Below are 17,596 nucleotides of genomic sequence, written 5' to 3' on the forward strand. Positions count from 1 at the left end.
ATGAAGGTCGTTCTGCTGGAACGCGTCGAGAACCTCGGCGCCATCGGCGACGTCGTCACCGTTAAGGACGGCTTCGCTCGTAACTACCTGCTTCCGCGCGACAAGGCTCGCCGCGCTACCGAAGCCAACCTGAAGACCTTCGAAATCGAACGTGCAGCTATCGTTGCCCGTAACGACAAGAACAAGGCTGACGCTCAGGTCATCGCCGACAAGATCGACGGTCAAACCTACATCATGATCCGTCAGGCTGGCGAAACCGGCCAACTGTACGGTTCGGTTGCAGGCCGCGACGTCGCTGAAGCCATCAAGGCTGAAGGCGGCAACGTGACCCGTTCGCAGGTTGTTCTGAACACCGCCATCAAGACCCTGGGCGTTCACGAAGTGCTGGTTCGCCTGCACGCTGAAGTGTCGGCCACCGTCAAGATGAACATCGCTCGTTCGGCTGATGAAGCCGAGCGTCAAGCGAAGGGCGAGGATGTCATCCGCGCTCAGTTCGACGACGAGCGTGCAGCGGCTGAAGAAGCTGCTCAAGAGCTCATCGAAGGCGGCGCTGGCCAGCAAGAAGGCTTCGGCGAAGAAGCCTAAAGCTTCCAAACCGTCCTTCGCTGACCAAGCGATCAAGGATCAGGGCATCACCTTCGGGTGGTGCCCTTTTTCTTTAGTCCAAACCAAGCGTGGCGGTAAGATCGTCCATTTGCGACGCATATTATCCTCTAAATTAGAATTTAGTTTCTCTTCACGTTAATTCAGATAATCTCGATATCGCTTTGAAATGAAGCGCCGCAGGGTGCTGCGGTTCAGTCTGTGGGGGCGGTGCCAAAAGGCACCTTCTCCATGTGCCCTTTCCGCCGACGCATGCTTCCTCCCTCTCAGGCAGGCTCCGTCCGACGGGGGCTACTACGTGGGGAGATATGAGATGCCGAAACACGGTCACGATCCGGAGTGGCGGATCCCGAGTTGTCTCGGCCGCAAGCCGGCCTGACGCCTTTTCATAACCCAGCTGAAACCTGACCTGTCCGCGCCTGCCGCGGATGACGGCGCGTCCCTCCTCCGGACGGGCCACACCAGAAAGCCTGATTTCAAGATGATCCGTGAATTCGCCTATCGCTCGTCCCTGTTTGCTGCGGCTTCCGCCTCCGTGCTGCTGATCGCCGGTGCCGCCAGCGCACAGGAGGCCCAGGACGCCACCAGTGTGGACGATATCGTCGTCACCGGTACCCGCGTCGCCAACCGCTCGCGCCTCGACACCGTCGCACCGGTCGATGTGGTTACCGCCGAGACCCTTGAGCAACGCGGCTCGACCGAACTGGCCACCCAGCTGGCCGCGACCGTTCCGGCCCTGAACTTCCCGCGCCCGTCGGCCACCGATGGTACCGACTCCATCCGCCCGGCCACCCTGCGCGGTCAGGGGCCTGACCAGACGCTGGTGCTGGTCAACGGCGTGCGCCGCCACCAGACGGCGCTGGTGAACCTGAACGGCTCGGTTGGCCGTGGTTCGTCCGCTGTGGACCTGAATGCCATTCCATCCTCGGCGGTTGATCGCATTGAAGTGCTGCGCGACGGCGCGGCCGCCCAATACGGGTCTGACGCGATTGCTGGCGTGCTCAACCTGCGCCTTCGCGAAGCCCGCGAAGGTGGTGGAGCCACTCTCACCTATGGCCAGTACATCACCGACTTCACCGGCTTCTATGGTCGCGACGACAAGATCCGCGATGGCGACACCCTGACCGTTTCGGGATGGCAAGGTTTTGCTCTCGGCGACGAGGGCTTCCTGACCGCGTCGGTCGAGTATCGTGACCGCGACCGCACCAACCGCTCGGACATCAACCCAACCCTGGGCCGTATCACCGGCGGTCAGGGCGACGCGCAGGCCGAAGATCTGTCGGTTTATCTTAATGCGGGCATCCCGCTGTCCCAAGGTTGGGAAGCCTATGGCTGGGCCGGCTATCAGAAGCGCGATGCTTCGGCAGCCGCTTTCTACCGCACCCCGACCGACGCGACCCAAAACCCCGACTATGGTAACGGCCGTAAATATCCGGACGGCTACCTGCCCCTTATCCTGACCGAGACGACCGACTGGACGGCTGCGGGCGGTATCCGCGGCAACGTGGGCGAATGGGGTCTGGACATCAATCTGGGCTACGGCTCCAACAAGATCGAGTTCGGTGCCGAGAACACCATGAACCCGACCTATGGCCTGAGCGGCCCGACCGAGTTTTACGCCGGTTCGCTGGAATACAGCCAACTGGTCCTCGGCGTGGACGCCAGCCGCGAATACGACCTTGGCTGGCACGGCCCGCTGAACGTCGCTGTCGGCCTCGAGGCTCGCCGCGAGAACTACAAGATCGGCGCGGGCGAAGAGGCTTCCTACGCGCGCGGTCCGGTACTGGTCGCAGGAGGCAACACCCTCACCTTCGGCTCGCGCGGTTTCACCGGCTTTACCCCGAGCAACGAGGTCGACGAGGACCGCAGTAACGTCGGCGTCTATCTCGATCTGGAAGGCGAAGTGACCGAGGGCCTGACCCTGTCGGGCGCAGTCCGCTACGAAAACTATTCGGACTTTGGCGACAACGTCTCGGGCAAGCTGGCTGCTCGCTATGACTTCAATCCGAACTTCGCCATCCGTGGCGCGGTCTCGACCGGCTTCCGCGCGCCCAGCCTGCAACAGCAGTATTACACCCAGACCTCGATCCTCTACATCAACAACATCGCCTATGAGACGGGCACCTATCCGTCCGTGAGCGAAGTGGGCGAGGCGCTGGGCGGATCGCCACTTCAGGCCGAGGAGTCGGTGAACTATTCGCTGGGCTTTGTCGCCCGCTCGGGTCCGTTCGAGTTGACGGCAGATGCCTATCGTATCGACATCAGCGACCGCATCATCCTGTCGGAAACCCTGACTGGCACGGCCACGGCAGCGCCCGGCACCAATGCCCGCACCATCTTCGACCTGTTGGCTCCTTACGGTGCATCCGCAGCCCGCTTCTTCATCAACGGCGTGGATACCGAGACCACGGGTCTGGATGTTGTCGCGCGCTACCGTTCCGAGACCGCAGCGGGCAACCGCCTCGACTTCACGCTGGCCGGTAACGTCAACGACTTCAAGGTCACCAAGACACCGGTAACCGAGAGTGGCGTCCTGCCGACCCCGACCTCGCTGTTCGGACGTCAGGCCGTGGCCCGCTTTGAAGAAGGTACGCCGCCGTGGAAGGTCGTCTTCCAGACCGACTGGGAAGCCCAGAAGCTGGGCGGCACCTTCCGCCTGACCGGCTATGGTGACGTATTGGCCGCAGGTGCCACCGAGGCGACCGATCTGGAACTGGGCAATGCCCTGATCGCGGACGTCGAAGCCCGCTATCGCTTCACCGACAATGTTACCCTGTCGGTGGGTGCTGACAACATTCTGGACCAGTACCCGCGTCAAAGCCTGCGCGAGAACAACACGACGGGTGCTTTCCCGTTCTCGAACTTCTCGCCCTATGGCTTCAACGGCCGCTACGTTTACGGCCGTTTGAGCCTGAAGTGGTAAGTCACAGTAACGGCTAAACTAATGAAAGGGCGTTCCTGCGGGGACGCCCTTTTTCATATTCAGCAACCGTTCAGGCAGTGGACCTTAGTCCAAGCAGCATCTTATATACGCGTCTTGCATCCAGACCCTCATCGGAGCATTCCCGCCGCATGACCCACCGCATCGCTGTGAAGGCCCTCGGCCTTTCTGCCGCTCTGGCAGTTGTTTGCTCCAGCCTGCCCGCGCTGGCCCAGTCGCAGATGACCGTGGCCCAGTTCCTCGAGGACGGGCGTGACATCCCTCGCAATCGCGCCGCCGCGATGCTGCGCTCCGACACGCGTCGTCTGGTGCGTGTAGCGACCGGTGCCGTGAACCAGATCAAGGCCGAGCAAGCCGCCGCCGAGCGCGCAGGTCGACGCCCCAACCACTGCATCCCTTCCACCGGCACGGGCATCACCCCGGAAACTCTGGTGGCGCGCTTCGAAGCCATGCCTGCCGGACGCAGAAATGTGACGGTAACCCAAGCCATCCGCGATTGGATGGTTGAACGTTACCCCTGCCGCGGCTAAGCCACCCCTCCACGCTATCCCCGTTCTTAACAGGCTGTGGACAACAGCCGTTGTGGACGGTCCAAGGTTTATAGGAGCCGGCCCTGTCCATGGGTCGGCTTCCTCTGTTTGACTGGCCTCATGAATTACCTCGCTTCGGCTCCCGACACCTCTGTTTCCGTCACCGCCATGCCTCACAACCTGGAAGCCGAGCAGGCGCTTCTGGGGGCGCTGATGTTCGACAACGGGGTGTTCGAACGCCTCAGCGATCGCCTGCGCGATATCCACTTCTACGAACCCTTCCACCAGCGCCTGTACAAGGCCATCGAAGAGCACATCCGTCAGGGCCTGCTGGCCGAGCCGACCATCCTGATGGAACGTTTCAAGCAGGATCCGGCCTTCGCCGAGTTCGGCGGCCTGCGCTACCTCGCCGATCTGGTGGATCGTGCTCCGCCCGCGGCTAATGCGCCGGACTATGCCCGCGTCATCTATGATCTGGCCCTGCGCCGCGAACTGATCCGCATCGGTGGCCAGATCGCCAAGGAAGCCCCCGATCCCGAGCGCCCTGCCGAAGACCAGATCGAACAGGCCGAACAGACCCTCTATTCGCTGGCCGAAACGGGCAAGCCGTCGTCGGGCTTCGTCTCCTTCTCTCACGCCCTCGCGGGTGCAGTGGAGATGGCGGGCGAAGCCTATCAACGCGAAGGCAAGCTGGCTGGTCTGGCCACTCGCCTCGATGACCTCGACCAGAAGCTCGGTGGCTTGCACCCGTCCGACTTGCTGATCCTCGCAGGTCGTCCGTCGATGGGTAAAACAGCGCTGGCGACCAACATCGCCTTCAACGTCGCCCGTAACTACAAGTGGGAGCCGACCCCGGACGGTGGCCGCAAAACCGTCGATGGCGGCGTCGTGGCCTTCTACTCGCTGGAAATGAGCGCCGAACAGTTGGCGATGCGTATTCTGGCCGATGCCTCGGGCGTGTCTTCGGACAAGCTGCGTAAGGGCGAGATCGACGCCAGCGACTTTGGCAAGCTGCGCGAAGCCGCCATCGAAATCGGCGAAAGCCCGCTCTACATCGACGCCACCGGTGGTATCTCCATTTCCAAACTGGCCGCGCGCGCTAGACGCCTTGCCCGTATGGAACATGGCCTCGACCTCATCGTGGTCGACTACCTTCAGCTGGTCACCGTCGGCGAAGGCAGCGGCAAGAACCGCGTGCAGGAAGTCTCCGAAATCACCGGCGGCCTGAAGGCACTGGCCAAGGAACTAAACGTTCCGATCATCGCCCTGTCGCAGCTCTCTCGTCAGGTCGAACAGCGCGAAGACAAACGCCCGCAATTGTCCGACCTTCGTGAATCGGGCTCGATTGAGCAGGACGCCGACTGCGTGATGTTCGTGTACCGCGAAAGCTACTACCTCGGCCGTGCGGAGCCTCGTGAAGGCACTGAAGAACACCTGAAGTGGCAGGAAGACATGGACCGCCTGCAGCATCAGGCCGAAGTCGTCATCGGCAAGCAGCGTCACGGCCCCATTGGTATCGTGAAGCTGGCGTTCGACGCGAACACTACCCGCTTCGGCAACCTTGCCCACGACGGCCGCTACGGCGGCTCGTTCGCCGATATTCCGGAATAAGGGCATTTCCTGCCCTTTACGGGCTGGAAGTCATGGATATGGGGGCGTAAACATTCGCCCCATGTCCTCCCTGCCTGCCACCCTAACCGTTGATCTGGGCGCTTTGGCCCGCAACTATCACACGCTGGAAGCCCTGACCGGTCGTCCGGTGAATCCGGTCGTGAAGGCCGACGGCTATGGCCTCGGCGCGATAGCGGTGGCCAAGCGATTGATGGCTGAGGGCGCGCGAACCTTCTTTGTCGCACGGGCCGCCGAGGGCGTGATCCTGCGTGATGCGCTGGGTGCAGAGCCAACCATCTATGTGCTGGACGGTGCCCATGGGGAAAACGTCGGCCTGATCCGGGCGGCCAACCTTCGCCCGGTGCTCAACCAGCCGGTGCAGGTCGAGAACTGGCTGTCTTCCGGCGGCGGCGCGTGCGGTCTTCAGATCGACACGGCCATGAACCGCCTCGGCTATCGCGTCGAGAACGCCCCTGAACCGTTCGAGGGTCTCGAACTGGTGATGACCCACCTCGCCTGCGCCGATGAGCCGTCCAATCCTTTGAACCGCCAACAGCGCGACGCCTTTGATGCGGTTAGCCAGAAGTATCCGGGCGTCACCCGCAGCTTTGCCAACTCAGGCGGCTGCTTCCTCGGTGAGGATTTCGGCTTTGACGTCGTGCGTCCGGGCATCTGCCTCTACGGCGGTGGCCCCGAGGGCAAACCGCATGACAAGATCGCGCCCGTTGCCACGCTGACCGCTCAGGTCATGCAGGTACGCGATGTGCCCGTTGGCGAAACGGTCGGCTATTCCCAAGGCTTCAAGGTCGAAACGCCCGTTACGGTTGCCACCTGCGGCGCAGGCTACGCCGACGGCGTGCTGCGCTCCTATTCGCCCAAAGGTCAGGTCTGGATCAACGGCGGCCTGCGCCCGATCATTGGACGCGTGTCCATGGACGTTCTGGCCGTGGACGTAACAGGTCTGGACGTGAAGGCGGGCGACAGCGTCGAAATCTTCGGTACCAACCGCAATATCGATGAAGCCGCAACAGCGGCTGGCACCATCAGCTATGAGCTGCTGACTTCGATCACCCCGCGCGTGCCGCGCCTCTACGTCGGCTGACCGTCAGGTCAGAATGTTGATGATCACGCCAATCAGCACCATCGGCACGTAGAAGACCAGCACCGTCAGGAAGAAGGCAGCACCGAGGATGCAGACGGTCGCGATGACACGCTGCGCCTGCGGGATCTTCATCAACCGATAGTTGCCGACAAACAGCGAGTACAGGCTGGCGACCGAACAGACGAGCATAAAAATTACGCCGACATAGGGGATGACGCCCACCGCGTGACCGATGTAGCCGAGCGTGGACGAATAGGCTGCGACCTTGAGGGCCTGCACTCTGTCGGGTCGTCCCCCGAACTTCTGCGCTGCTTCTTCTATGACAAACGCCAGCAAATACAGCTGAAGCAGGGTGAGAGCCCAGCCGACCAGGATCGAGATTGGAAGCAGCCATACCGGCCCTTCCACTGTCCTGAAGCCCGCCACCGCGTACCCGATCACGACAGCCAGTGGGCCCAGAGCGGTCAGCACCAGAACATAGGGCACCCAGATCGAACGTCGGGTTGCCTGTTCCTCGGATATGACGCCCCACTCTTTCGTCGGGCTCAGGGCGATATTCCTGGCCCGCGTCCAGATTTCGGCGGGGGTACGCGGACTGGTTACGGACATTAAAAAACACTCACTCAAGTCGGACCGGGGCTGTTCGCAAGCCCCGATCCCATAGGCCGCCCGTCAGGAGACCATGGCCGAAGCGACAACGAACGGCAGTGCCGCTGCCCAGGCGAACAGGCCGACAACCACTTGCAGTGCGAAGGCGACCAGCACAGTGACGATGGTATAGGTGACCAGCTTGTCTTCCGGCGTCTTCTTCAGCGGGCCGAACCCGAGATACATCAGATAGATGCCGTAGATTGCCGCCAGTAGGGCCAGCCCCGCCAGCATGGGCACCAGCCCGAGCACACCTGCGACCCAAGCCGGTGTGTAGGCATAGACCGCCAGTTTCATCGACTGGAGCATGTTCTTTTCAGAACCGAAACTGCTGGCCAGCGCGTCGATAACAATGCCGAGCACATAGACCACGACAAGGCTCAGCACATAGGACACGATTGCCACGACCAGCGAACCAACGATGCCGGTATTGAAGCCGAACAATGCCGCGCCAATAAATCCGCATACAGGGCCGATAGCTGCGAGGATCATCGCATATCGGGTGAACAACCCCTTCACCGTTGCCGGCTCTGCCGCAATCACAGGCCATTCCAGCTTGGGCTGAAGGATGATTCCTTTGACGCGATCGACCAGCTTCGGATCAATCGCTGGCGGGTTTTGTGCGCTCATTTGGCGTCTCCAGTCATACGTTTGGCAGAATGATTACGGCGATTTGCCAAATTGCGAACGAATTATGTTCGTCTCTCAACCACAAGTTAGTGATCATCCGTCAAACGCGGACGTAGGGCGCGAAGGGTTGGCTATCGCTGCGAAACGGCTCTGCTAAGGTTCTCGCATGGCTCGTGACTCGTCTCTGTTCGTTTGCAAATCCTGTGGTGCCGTCCATTCCAAATGGTCCGGCCAGTGCTCTGCCTGTCAGGAATGGAATTCGCTGGTGGAGGAATCCAAGGCGGCTCCTCCCGGTGCGATGAAGCCGACCGCCACCGCCCGCGGACGTGGCATTACCTTCGAGACACTGGTTTCGGACACGCCTGATCCGCCGCGCATCAAGACGGGCGTGGCCGAGTTCGACCGCGTATGCGGCGGCGGCGTTGTCCCTTCATCGGCCATCCTGCTTGGCGGTGATCCGGGCGTCGGCAAGTCCACTCTTTTGCTGGAAGTGACCGCCAAAGCCGCCCGGGGCGGAGCCCGCGTCGCCTATATCTCGGGCGAGGAGGCCATCGAACAGATCCGCGCCCGCGCCAAGCGTATGGGCGTGGCAGACGCGCCGGTGGCGCTGGCTTCGGCGACGTCGTTGCGCGACATCCTGACAACGCTGAAACGCGACAAGTTCGATATCGTCATTATCGATTCCATCCAGACCCTGTGGTCGGACGTGCACGAGGCGGGCCCCGGTTCGATCACCCAAGTCCGCGCCTGCGCGGCCGAACTGGTTCGCATGGCCAAGGATAACGGCCCCGCCATTGTGCTGGTCGGACACGTGACCAAAGACGGCCAGATCGCAGGCCCGCGCGTGGTCGAGCACATGGTCGATGCCGTCCTTAGCTTCGAAGGCGAGCGCGGCTATCCCTTCCGTATCCTCCGCGCAGGCAAGAACCGTTTCGGCGCGACCGACGAGATCGGCGTATTCGAAATGGGCGATACGGGCCTGCGCGAAGTCACCAATCCTTCGGCCCTCTTCCTTGGCGAAGGCAAGGAAGGTGCCCCGGGTGCAGCAGTGTTTGCAGGCATCGAAGGCTCGCGCCCCGTGTTGGTCGAGATTCAGGCTCTGGTCGCCCCATCGGCCTACGGCACGCCGCGCCGCGCTGTTGTAGGCTGGGACAGTGGGCGTCTCGCCATGTTGCTGGCCGTTCTGGAAGCCCGCTGCGGCATCACATTCGGGGATAAGGACGTCTATCTGAACGTTGCTGGTGGCATGCGGATCAACGAGCCCGCCGCCGATCTGGCCGCCGCGACGGCACTGATTTCCTCGGCATTGGACAAGCCTTTACCTAAGGGCTGCGTGGTGTTTGGCGAAATCGGGCTGTCCGGCGAGGTACGAACTGTCGGCCGCGCCGAAGCTCGCCTGCGCGAAGCCGCCAAACTGGGGTTTGAACGCGCCCTCGCCCCGTCTTTGGGCAAGGGCAAGAAGAGCGACGTCAAACTGACCACGGTCGAACGTCTGGCCGAGGCCGTGGACCGGATTGCGCAAAACCGCTTTTAAGGCTTCGGACATGCCGGTTTCCCGTGCTAGCCACAGGACATGACCGGCTTCGACGTCTTCGTCATTTTGGCAGTTTTGCTCTCCGCTGCGGCGGGATGGTTTCGCGGTGCGCTGCGAGAGCTAACGTCGCTATTCAGCTTCTTTGTCGCGGGGCTCATCTCGCTTCTGACGCTTCCCTGGACCGCTCCATTTGGACGCAGCCTTGTCGATCCCGACTGGGCTGGTTCGATCCTCGCGGTGGGGATTGTGTTCGTCGCCTTCTACTTCGTCATCCGCTGGACGGCGGGCGCGCTGTCGAAGGGCGTGCGTGGTAACGCGCTGGGCGGCATCGACCAGACAGCGGGCGCGGCCCTTGGTGTCGTAAGAGCCTTGGCCTTCGTGGGTTCTGTTCACCTGATTCTCATGAGCGTCGTGGCCGAAGACCCGCCGCTCTGGTTTGCCGAGGCGAAATCGCTGCCGGTCAGCATGGCCTCCGCCTCTGCGATCCAGACGGTACTACCCATGATGGCAAAGGGTGCAGACGCCCTAACCCCCATTGTAAAAAGGTCAGTACACGAAGGCTTTTCCGACCAAAGCGAACAATGAGCCTTGAACTCGAGGCCCGTCAGGACTAGGTGCGGGCCATTCCGACTTAACCCTCGGTCATCGGAGTTCCACGATGCCCCACCATATCGCCGATCCCGTCGTTCACCGTGAACACTGGCGCGAACCGGACGATGACCAGCTGCGTCTCGAGTGCGGCGTCTGTGGCGTGTGGGGGTCTCCTGCAAATGAAGCGTCCTCGATTGTGGCCCTCGGCCTGCATGCGCTTCAGCACCGTGGTCAGGAAGCTTGCGGCATCGCCAGCGTTCTGGACGCCGAGCGTTTCTTCACCGAACGACACATGGGCCTTGTGGGTGAGGCCTTCGGCAATGCCGACCTGACCACCCGCCTTCCGGGTTCTGCCGCTGTCGGCCACACCCGCTACTCTACCGCCGGTGGCAGCTTCATCCGCAACGTTCAGCCGATGTTCGCCGATTTGGACCAAGGCGGTATCGCCATTGCCCACAATGGTAACCTTACGAATTTCAAGCACATCCACGCACAGCTTGTGTCGGAAGGTGCGATCTTCCAGTCGACCTCTGACTCCGAAGCTATCCTCCACCTGATCGCCCGCAGCCGTAAGGCCAAGATCGTCGATCGCTTCATCGACGCACTGGGCCGTATCGAAGGCGGCTACGCCCTCGTCGCCCAGACCCGCTTCAAAATGATCGGCGCACGCGACCCTCTGGGCATCCGCCCGCTGGTTCTGGGCAAACTGGGTGAAGCGTGGGTTCTGGCCTCGGAAACCTGCGCGCTGGACACCATGGGCGCGACCTTCATCCGTGACATAGAACACGGCGAAGTTGTCGTGATTGACGAAGACGGCCTGACTTCGATCAAGCCGTTCGCCGATCAGGGTGCCCGCCCCTGCCTGTTCGAATACGTCTACTTCGCCCGTCCGGATTCCATCGTGAACGGCCGCTCGGTTTACGAAGTCCGCAAGGAAATGGGCCGTCGTCTGGCCCGCGAGTTCGACATCGAAGCCGACATCGTGGTTCCGGTGCCTGACTCCGGCGTACCTGCCGCGCTGGGCTATGCCCAAGAGGCTGGCATCCCGTTTGAAATGGGCATCATCCGCAGCCACTATCTGGGCCGCACCTTCATCCAGCCCTCGCAGGCCTCGCGCCAAAAGGGCGTGCGTATGAAGCACAGCCCTAACAAGGCTGTGCTGGAAGGCAAGCGCGTGGTCCTGATCGACGACTCGATCGTTCGTGGCACCACCTCGCTGAAGCTGGTACGCGCCGTCCGCGCTGCCGGTGCCAAGGAAGTGCACCTGCGCTCGGCCAGCCCGCAAATCCTGTTCCCCGACTTCTACGGCATCGACATGCCCGAGCGTTCGCAACTGATGGCCGCGACCCACACGATGGAAGAGATGCGCGCCATCCTGGAAGTCGACTCGCTGGGCTTCCTGTCGATTGACGGCCTTTATGAAGCGACCGGCGTGGGTCCGCGCAACAACGCCAAGCCGCAGTTTACCGACCACTATTTCACCGGCGACTACCCCACTCGCCTGCTGGATCGCGAAGCCGAAGAAGGCGGTCGCGACATTCGCGGCAACAAGGTTTCCATTCTAACCGTGAATGCCTGATCAAAAGGGCCGTCGGATCATCCGGCGGCCCTTTCTTATAGCGGCGCTCCGCGCTATCAGCGGCGCATGTCCGTTACCGCTTCTCTTCCGCTCGCAGACCGTATTGCTCTGGTCGTTGGTGCTTCGCGTGGCATTGGCCGCGAAACCACACTGGCGCTGGCCAAAGCAGGTGCCCATGTCGTGGCCGCCGCTCGTACCCAAGGCGCTCTTGAGGAGCTGGACGACGAGATCTTTGCCGCCACCGGCAAACACGCCACCCTCATCCCGTTCGACATCGTGGACGGCGGTTCTATCGACCGTTTGGGCGGTGCGCTATTCGAGCGCTTCGGCAAGCTGGACATCTGGGTTCAAGCCGCCGCCACCATGGGCGCAGAAGGCTTGACGCCTGTGAGCCATGCCGACCCGCGCGGTTTTGCCAAGATCGAGAAGGTCAACTTCACGGGCGTCTATCGCCTGATCCGCTCGCTGGAACCGCTGTTGAAGGCATCGGCTGCTGCCCGCGTCATCCATCTGACCACCAGCGTTGCCGCCTCCCCGCGCGCCTTCTGGGGCCCGTATGCGGCGACCAAGGCTGGCGCGGAGAACCTGATGCGCTGCTGGGCCGATGAAGTCGAATCCATGCCGATCCGCGTGGCCATCGTCGATCCAGGCCGGATGCGCACGGGCCTGCGCGCCCAAGCCTTCCCCGGCGAAGACCCGCTGATGCTGGCCCATCCGCAAGAGATCACCCCCCTAATGGTCGATCTGGCACGTGGCGACAAAGAGCCGCCGCTCTACATCAAGTTTGCTGACTGGAAGGCCCAACAGGCCAACTGATCTGCAAAAGGGCCGCCTCCGTAAGGAAGCGGCCTTTTCTATTCGCTCGCGGGAACGGTGAACTTGTACTCAGACCGTGGCGGTTCCGGCAGCTGTGCGGTTCCTTCCATGGACACCAGATACTCGCGCCATATGTAATGGGTGCGCTCTTTTATCAGCTCCATCCGGCAACTCGCGGCCATCACATTGCGGATCGATCCCGACACCCAGTGGGTGTAGACGGCCCCGCAGGCAGAATCCGCATACGCTTTCCATAGACGCTCGCTCTCGGCAATCTCGGCGATCAGGGCTTCCGGCTCGCCGTCTTCTTCGTCACGTAACACCGCGTAGGCCGCGTCTGTGTAGCGGCGCAGTTCTCGTTCCAACGTCTCGACTTCACGGCCCGCGCAGACGTTCTGTTCGATCGTCGAGCCCGGGCTCGTGCAATCCACATCGGCCCATTCATCCTGTGCCGGCGCGGAGCCTACCAATAGCGCTCCGAAAAGAGCCGCAACTGCCGTCATCACCTTCTCCTATCGATTTCCGCGCCATCGTCATTCAAACGGTGGCGTTTAAAGGCGAGTAATGTGGGACTCGCTCAGCCTCTGATGAAGCCGCCCACAATGCCTGCCGCCTCGCGCTCACAGGCGGTGTATTGGCTGACTTGCTCCATGTAGCGGTTCAAGGCCACAACGTAGTCGTTCAAGTCGCCGACATAGCGATCGAAATCACGCTCATATTGTTCCATCTGCTGATTGAACGCATTGATCACAGCCGGTCGGCAGGTATGGCGATTTCGCGCCTCATCAACACATGACGGAGGGGCAGGACGCACGGGCTTTTGCGCACGAACAACCGCAGGGACCTGCGGCACAGTGCACGCTGGTGCAGACTGTTCCGGCGTCAGTTGCCCTGCAACAAACATGAATATCGCCGCAAGTTTCATAATCCTTCCCCTCGTCTAAAAGCAGATTATTCCCATTATCTCGGCATAAGAAAAGGGCGACCCGCATGCGGATCGCCCTGCTTTCTTCTGGTCATGCGCTCAAGCTTAACGCTTGGCACCGCCCTTTTGGCCCGTACGGATACGGCCCGAACGGGACACCTGACGGGCACCGCCGCGTGCCGCCTTGGTGGCGAATGCACTGGTACCGGACTTCTTGCTGTGGCCCGACTTCAGACCCTTCAGAGGCTTGGCCTGAACGCCAGACTTCTTCTGAGCCAGAGCCTTACCCGGCAGGTTCGAGAGTTTCTCTTCCTGCTCGGCGGCCTTGATGATCTTGCGAGGTGCCGTTTTCGCAGCGCCCTTGAAGCGTTCCGGACCTGACTTGGCACCGCCCTGAGCATAGGGGTTATCGCCGCTCGTCTTGACGTTCAGACGGATCGGCGTGCCCTTGAGGTCAAAGCTCTCGCGGATCGAGTTGATCAGATAGCGCTTGTAGTGGTCCGGCATGGACGCAGCACGGCTGGACATCATCACGAACGTCGGCGGACGCGCCTTGGTCTGTGCGATGTACTTCGGCTTGATGCGCTTGCCGTCCACGGCGGGCGGCGGGTGCCTTTGGGTGGCCATAGACAGCCAGTCGTTCAGATCCTTGGTTTTGACCTTCACCGACCACGTCTCATAGGCCTTGAGCACCGCAGGCATCAGGCGATCAATGCCACGGCCATTGAACGACGATAGCGCGACAAACTCCGAGCCCTTCAGCTGCGGCAGCTTGTTGTCAGCCATCTGCTTCAGTTCGGCCAGACGCTTTTGCGGTTCCTCTTCGAGGTCCCACTTGGACGCGACATAGACCAGGCAACGACCTTCACGCTCGACCAGATCGGCCAGCTGGAGGTCTTGCGTGTCGAAGGCGTCGTCCTTGTCCATCACCATCAGCACGACTTCGGCGAAGGTGATGGCGCGGATGGTGTCAGCGACCGAGAGCTTTTCCAGCTTTTCCTGTACGCGGGCCTTGCGGCGCATACCGGCAGTGTCGATCAGGCGGATGTTCTGGCCTTCATACTGCCAGTCCACCGAAATGGAGTCGCGCGTGATGCCAGCCTCAGGGCCCGTCAGCAGACGGTCGTCACCGATCAGGCGGTTGATCAGCGTGGACTTGCCCGCGTTCGGGCGGCCGATAACCGCGATGCGGATGGGCTTATCCGGCTCGTCGATCTCTTCGATGAAGATGTCCTGCGAAGCCACGACCAGCGCTTGGTACAGGTCGGCCATGCCCTCGCCGTGCTCGGCAGAGATGGCCACCGGCTCGCCAAAGCCGAGGCTGTGCGCCTCGCCAATGCCGCCCGCGCTTTCGCGGCTTTCGGACTTGTTGGCCAGCAGGATGGTCGGCTTATGGATACGGCGTAGACGGTCCGCAAAGATACGGTCCAGCTCGGTCACGCCCTCGCGGGCGTCCATCGTGAACAGGATGACGTCCGCATCCTCGATGGCCAGCTCGGTCTGCTCGCGCATACGGGATTCGAGGGTTTCGTCGGTGACGTCCTCATAGCCCGCCGTATCGATCAGGGTCAGGTCCATGTCGCCGATATTGCCGTCGGCATAGCGACGGTCACGGGTCACACCCGGGCGATCGTCGACAAGCGCGAGGCGCTTGCCTACGAGACGATTAAACAGTGTCGACTTGCCCACATTCGGGCGGCCGACGATGGCGATCTTCAGAGCCATGTCGGCCTTCTAACGCAATTTTTGAACAAGGTCAGCGGATGCTGATGAGGCGGGCGTCGTCGGTCATTACATAAAGCGCGCCGTTATAAGCGGCAGGCGCGATATAGGCCGGAGCCCCCAGGTTGATGGATGCAGTCTGTGCACCGGTCTTCGGATCGAAAGCCAGCATTTGACCTTCGGAGTTGACCAGGATCAGACGGTTCGAAGCGAGCACCGGGCCCGACCACGTCGGACGCACAGTACGCTTACCCATGCCAAAGAACCAGCCACCTTCGGTGCGGGTACGACCTTCGTTTAGGTCGCGGGTCCAGTAGATCTGGCCGGACTCACGGTTGACCACCGTCAGTTCGCCCGTTTTGGACACCACATAGACCACGTCACCGACGGGCAGAGGCGCATTCACGCCACCGATGGGCAGTTCCCACTTGGCATTGCCGGTCACCATGTCGAGGGCTTGCATGATGCCCGACTGGCTGACGGCATAGACGGTGCCGCGGCTGATGACCGGACGACCGGCGATATCGCGAAGTTCCGACAGGGCGTTGGTACGGCTGGTGCGCGACAGCACCTCTTCCCATACCGGCTGACCGTTGGAAGCGCGCAGAGCCACAACCTGACCCGACGAGAACGGAGCAATGACTGTGTCGCCGCTGATGGCCGGGCTGGAGGCGCGCATGATGCGGGCCGGCTCGGTAATGCCGCGATAGGTCCAGGTCTGGTTGCCCGTGGCGGTATCCAGCGCGATCAGCTGGTTGTCGACGTCGACGACGTAGAGACGGCCACCGGAGATGGTGGGTGCACCGTGGATGGGCAGATCGGTCGAGTGTTTCCACACAACCTCGCCGGTCGCGGCGTTCAGGGCCGTCACGCTACGGTAACCCGACGAGACGAATACCTTGCCGTCAGCAAAGGCCACGCCGCCGCCGAAGCCGCCGCCGGTCTTGCCACCGCCGGTCGGAATGACGCGCAGAAGGCGACCACCGCCGTCACGCTCGTCGCCCGCCAGATTTTGTTTCCAGACAATAGCGCCGGTGCCGGCATCAACAGCCAAGACCTGGGCTTCGCCGTCCAGCACATAAATACGACCGTCGGCAGCTACCGGCGGTGCCATGACCTGACGCATGCGGTCGGAGTCGGCCCCCACGTTGCGCTTCCACGCGATGGCAAACTCCGGTGCCGCGATGACGTGGCCCATATCGTTCTCAGCGTTCCCGCCCGGCTGTGCCCATTGGGCGACCGACTGAGGTCCGGGAATGAAGAAGTCGCGGCCCGACAGTGCTGGCGACGGAGTCAGCTGCTGTTCGAACTCAAGGATGGAGATACGCTCGCCCTGAGTAGCGACCGCCTTGGGGCCGTCGTCCTTGTTGACGAACGGGATGACCTTTTTAACCGTGCCGCACGAGGCGACGGTCGCGGCCAATCCGCACATCAAAGCAATTTTCAGCGAACGATTCATCTGCGACTTCTCGTGAAGATTACTGGGCTGGGGCAGTCTGTGCCGGTGCAGCAGCGGCCGGAGCCGCAGCGGCTGCCGGAGCCGCAGGTGCGGCCGGAAGCTTGTTCGCCTCGGTGACAATCTTGCGCACTGCGCCCGACGTGCCCGAGTCGATCAGTTGAACAGCAACATTGGCGCGCTGGCGTACCGTTTCCGGCACGTTCTGGCCCAGCTGCAGCTGGACGAACATGGCGCGGGCATCCGCACCCTGGTCATTCATCAGCAGGACCGTGGCCAGAGCTTCCTGCGCCAGTACGGAATAAGGACGCTTTTCACCGGTCAGCGGCTCAAGGCGTGCCTTCATATCGTCAAGCGATGCGGTATCCAGCAGCAGATAGGCGGCCTTCAGAGCAGCGCCATCGGCAATAATCGGATCCTTGCCAACCTTGGCGGCTTCGTCGAACAGACGAACGGCACCCTGCGTCTTGTTTTGCTCAACGGCTACAGCCGCCTGTTGCATCAGGGCCAGAGCCTTGTAACCACGCGAGCCGGTGTCAGCCGCTTCGCCGAATGCAGCGTTGGCCTGATCCAGATTACCGGCAGCAGCCGATTCCAGACCGCGCTGGTACGCCGCCGAAGCCTTGTCGGCCTCATTGGTCTGCCAGGACTGATAGCCCCACCAGCCCAAGGCACCCACTAGCGCAATAGCGCCCACGCCGGCACCGATCGGCAGCCAGACACGTGCAAAGCGCTTAATACGTTCGGAGCGAAGCTCCTCTTCGACCTGTTCGAAGACATCAACCAAGACAGTCGCCCCAAAAGCCGTTGAAAACACGGGTGGCAAATTCGTCGCGACCCTAAAGTGTCCCGGCGCTGCCCGCAACGAGGGCAGTGCCACAGACTGTTTCTTTTTCGCGATTAAAGGT

16 protein-coding genes are annotated in these 17,596 nt (G+C 61.8%); 9 read left to right on the forward strand and 7 right to left on the reverse strand.

The window, feature by feature from the left end:
- The 5 genes from rplI to alr all read left to right on the forward strand — a co-directional run bounded on the left by rplI (window position 1) and on the right by alr (window position 6,787).
- A complete protein-coding gene (rplI, locus tag LOX95_RS08850; RefSeq protein ID WP_242914123.1) occupies window positions 1-585 on the forward strand; it encodes a 50S ribosomal protein L9 in 585 nt (194 codons plus the stop codon).
- Window positions 586-1,084: 499 nt separating this feature from the next.
- Window positions 1,085-3,526 (forward strand): TonB-dependent receptor plug domain-containing protein, encoded by a 2,442-nt coding sequence (locus tag LOX95_RS08855; protein WP_242914124.1) that lies wholly within the window; start codon window positions 1,085-1,087, stop codon window positions 3,524-3,526.
- Window positions 3,527-3,675: 149 nt separating this feature from the next.
- Window positions 3,676-4,074, forward strand: coding sequence for a hypothetical protein (locus LOX95_RS08860; RefSeq protein WP_242914125.1), 399 nt, complete (start codon window positions 3,676-3,678; stop codon window positions 4,072-4,074).
- A 120-nt stretch (window positions 4,075-4,194) separates the two neighbouring features.
- Entirely contained in the window at window positions 4,195-5,685 is a 1,491-nt protein-coding gene (locus LOX95_RS08865) for a replicative DNA helicase (RefSeq protein ID WP_242914126.1), read from the forward strand.
- Window positions 5,686-5,746: 61 nt separating this feature from the next.
- Window positions 5,747-6,787, forward strand: coding sequence for an alanine racemase (gene alr, locus LOX95_RS08870; RefSeq protein WP_242914127.1), 1,041 nt, complete (start codon window positions 5,747-5,749; stop codon window positions 6,785-6,787).
- 3 nt (window positions 6,788-6,790) lie between these two features.
- Here alr and LOX95_RS08875 read toward each other — a convergent pair whose 3' ends face one another.
- Together LOX95_RS08875 and LOX95_RS08880 are read right to left on the reverse strand one after the other, a co-directional pair.
- A complete protein-coding gene (locus LOX95_RS08875) occupies window positions 6,791-7,396 on the reverse strand; it encodes a Yip1 family protein (RefSeq protein ID WP_242914128.1) in 606 nt (201 codons plus the stop codon).
- A gap of 63 nt (window positions 7,397-7,459) precedes the next feature.
- Window positions 7,460-8,065: a Yip1 family protein gene (locus LOX95_RS08880; protein ID WP_242914129.1), complete on the reverse strand. Its 606-nt coding sequence runs from the start codon at window positions 8,063-8,065 to the stop codon at window positions 7,460-7,462.
- 166 nt (window positions 8,066-8,231) lie between these two features.
- Here LOX95_RS08880 and radA point away from each other — a divergent pair, with 166 nt between their 5' ends.
- The 4 genes from radA to LOX95_RS08900 all read left to right on the forward strand — a co-directional run bounded on the left by radA (window position 8,232) and on the right by LOX95_RS08900 (window position 12,585).
- Entirely contained in the window at window positions 8,232-9,599 is a 1,368-nt protein-coding gene (gene radA, locus LOX95_RS08885; RefSeq protein ID WP_242914130.1) for a DNA repair protein RadA, read from the forward strand.
- Between the two features lie 39 nt (window positions 9,600-9,638).
- Window positions 9,639-10,184 (forward strand): CvpA family protein, encoded by a 546-nt coding sequence (locus tag LOX95_RS08890; RefSeq protein ID WP_242914131.1) that lies wholly within the window; start codon window positions 9,639-9,641, stop codon window positions 10,182-10,184.
- Between the two features lie 73 nt (window positions 10,185-10,257).
- Window positions 10,258-11,769: an amidophosphoribosyltransferase gene (purF, locus tag LOX95_RS08895; RefSeq protein WP_242914132.1), complete on the forward strand. Its 1,512-nt coding sequence runs from the start codon at window positions 10,258-10,260 to the stop codon at window positions 11,767-11,769.
- A 66-nt stretch (window positions 11,770-11,835) separates the two neighbouring features.
- Complete coding sequence (locus LOX95_RS08900) at window positions 11,836-12,585, forward strand: SDR family NAD(P)-dependent oxidoreductase (protein WP_242914133.1); 750 nt, start codon at window positions 11,836-11,838, stop codon at window positions 12,583-12,585.
- 38 nt (window positions 12,586-12,623) lie between these two features.
- Here the strand turns inward: LOX95_RS08900 and LOX95_RS08905 are convergent, their stop codons facing one another.
- The 5 genes from LOX95_RS08905 to LOX95_RS08925 form a co-directional block, all read right to left on the reverse strand.
- Window positions 12,624-13,088, reverse strand: coding sequence for a lysozyme inhibitor LprI family protein (locus LOX95_RS08905; RefSeq protein WP_242914134.1), 465 nt, complete (start codon window positions 13,086-13,088; stop codon window positions 12,624-12,626).
- Between the two features lie 74 nt (window positions 13,089-13,162).
- Entirely contained in the window at window positions 13,163-13,510 is a 348-nt protein-coding gene (locus LOX95_RS08910; RefSeq protein ID WP_242914135.1) for a hypothetical protein, read from the reverse strand.
- A 105-nt stretch (window positions 13,511-13,615) separates the two neighbouring features.
- The gene (der, locus tag LOX95_RS08915) at window positions 13,616-15,235 is read right to left on the reverse strand and encodes a ribosome biogenesis GTPase Der (RefSeq protein WP_242914136.1); all 1,620 of its coding nucleotides are present in this window, start codon (window positions 15,233-15,235) and stop codon (window positions 13,616-13,618) included.
- Between the two features lie 31 nt (window positions 15,236-15,266).
- Window positions 15,267-16,691 (reverse strand): outer membrane protein assembly factor BamB family protein, encoded by a 1,425-nt coding sequence (locus LOX95_RS08920; RefSeq protein ID WP_242914137.1) that lies wholly within the window; start codon window positions 16,689-16,691, stop codon window positions 15,267-15,269.
- A gap of 19 nt (window positions 16,692-16,710) precedes the next feature.
- On the reverse strand, window positions 16,711-17,475 hold the full coding sequence (locus LOX95_RS08925) for a tetratricopeptide repeat protein (protein ID WP_242914138.1): 765 nt from the start codon (window positions 17,473-17,475) through the stop codon (window positions 16,711-16,713).
- Between the last annotated feature and the right edge of the window lie 121 nt (window positions 17,476-17,596).

This window comes from Brevundimonas pishanensis (assembly GCF_022750635.1).
Taxonomy (GTDB): domain Bacteria; phylum Pseudomonadota; class Alphaproteobacteria; order Caulobacterales; family Caulobacteraceae; genus Brevundimonas; species Brevundimonas pishanensis.

Coding starts and splice junctions, on each gene's coding strand:
- rplI (WP_242914123.1), top strand. CDS start 1: ATGAAGGTCGTTCTGCTGGAACGCGTCGAGAACCTCGGCGCCATCGGC.
- LOX95_RS08875 (WP_242914128.1), bottom strand. CDS start 7,396: ATGTCCGTAACCAGTCCGCGTACCCCCGCCGAAATCTGGACGCGGGCC.
- LOX95_RS08920 (WP_242914137.1), bottom strand. CDS start 16,691: ATGAATCGTTCGCTGAAAATTGCTTTGATGTGCGGATTGGCCGCGACC.
- radA (WP_242914130.1), top strand. CDS start 8,232: ATGGCTCGTGACTCGTCTCTGTTCGTTTGCAAATCCTGTGGTGCCGTC.
- LOX95_RS08880 (WP_242914129.1), bottom strand. CDS start 8,065: ATGAGCGCACAAAACCCGCCAGCGATTGATCCGAAGCTGGTCGATCGC.
- LOX95_RS08905 (WP_242914134.1), bottom strand. CDS start 13,088: ATGACGGCAGTTGCGGCTCTTTTCGGAGCGCTATTGGTAGGCTCCGCG.
- LOX95_RS08910 (WP_242914135.1), bottom strand. CDS start 13,510: ATGAAACTTGCGGCGATATTCATGTTTGTTGCAGGGCAACTGACGCCG.
- purF (WP_242914132.1), top strand. CDS start 10,258: ATGCCCCACCATATCGCCGATCCCGTCGTTCACCGTGAACACTGGCGC.
- LOX95_RS08900 (WP_242914133.1), top strand. CDS start 11,836: ATGTCCGTTACCGCTTCTCTTCCGCTCGCAGACCGTATTGCTCTGGTC.
- LOX95_RS08860 (WP_242914125.1), top strand. CDS start 3,676: ATGACCCACCGCATCGCTGTGAAGGCCCTCGGCCTTTCTGCCGCTCTG.
- LOX95_RS08890 (WP_242914131.1), top strand. CDS start 9,639: ATGACCGGCTTCGACGTCTTCGTCATTTTGGCAGTTTTGCTCTCCGCT.
- alr (WP_242914127.1), top strand. CDS start 5,747: ATGTCCTCCCTGCCTGCCACCCTAACCGTTGATCTGGGCGCTTTGGCC.
- LOX95_RS08865 (WP_242914126.1), top strand. CDS start 4,195: ATGAATTACCTCGCTTCGGCTCCCGACACCTCTGTTTCCGTCACCGCC.
- LOX95_RS08855 (WP_242914124.1), top strand. CDS start 1,085: ATGATCCGTGAATTCGCCTATCGCTCGTCCCTGTTTGCTGCGGCTTCC.
- der (WP_242914136.1), bottom strand. CDS start 15,235: ATGGCTCTGAAGATCGCCATCGTCGGCCGCCCGAATGTGGGCAAGTCG.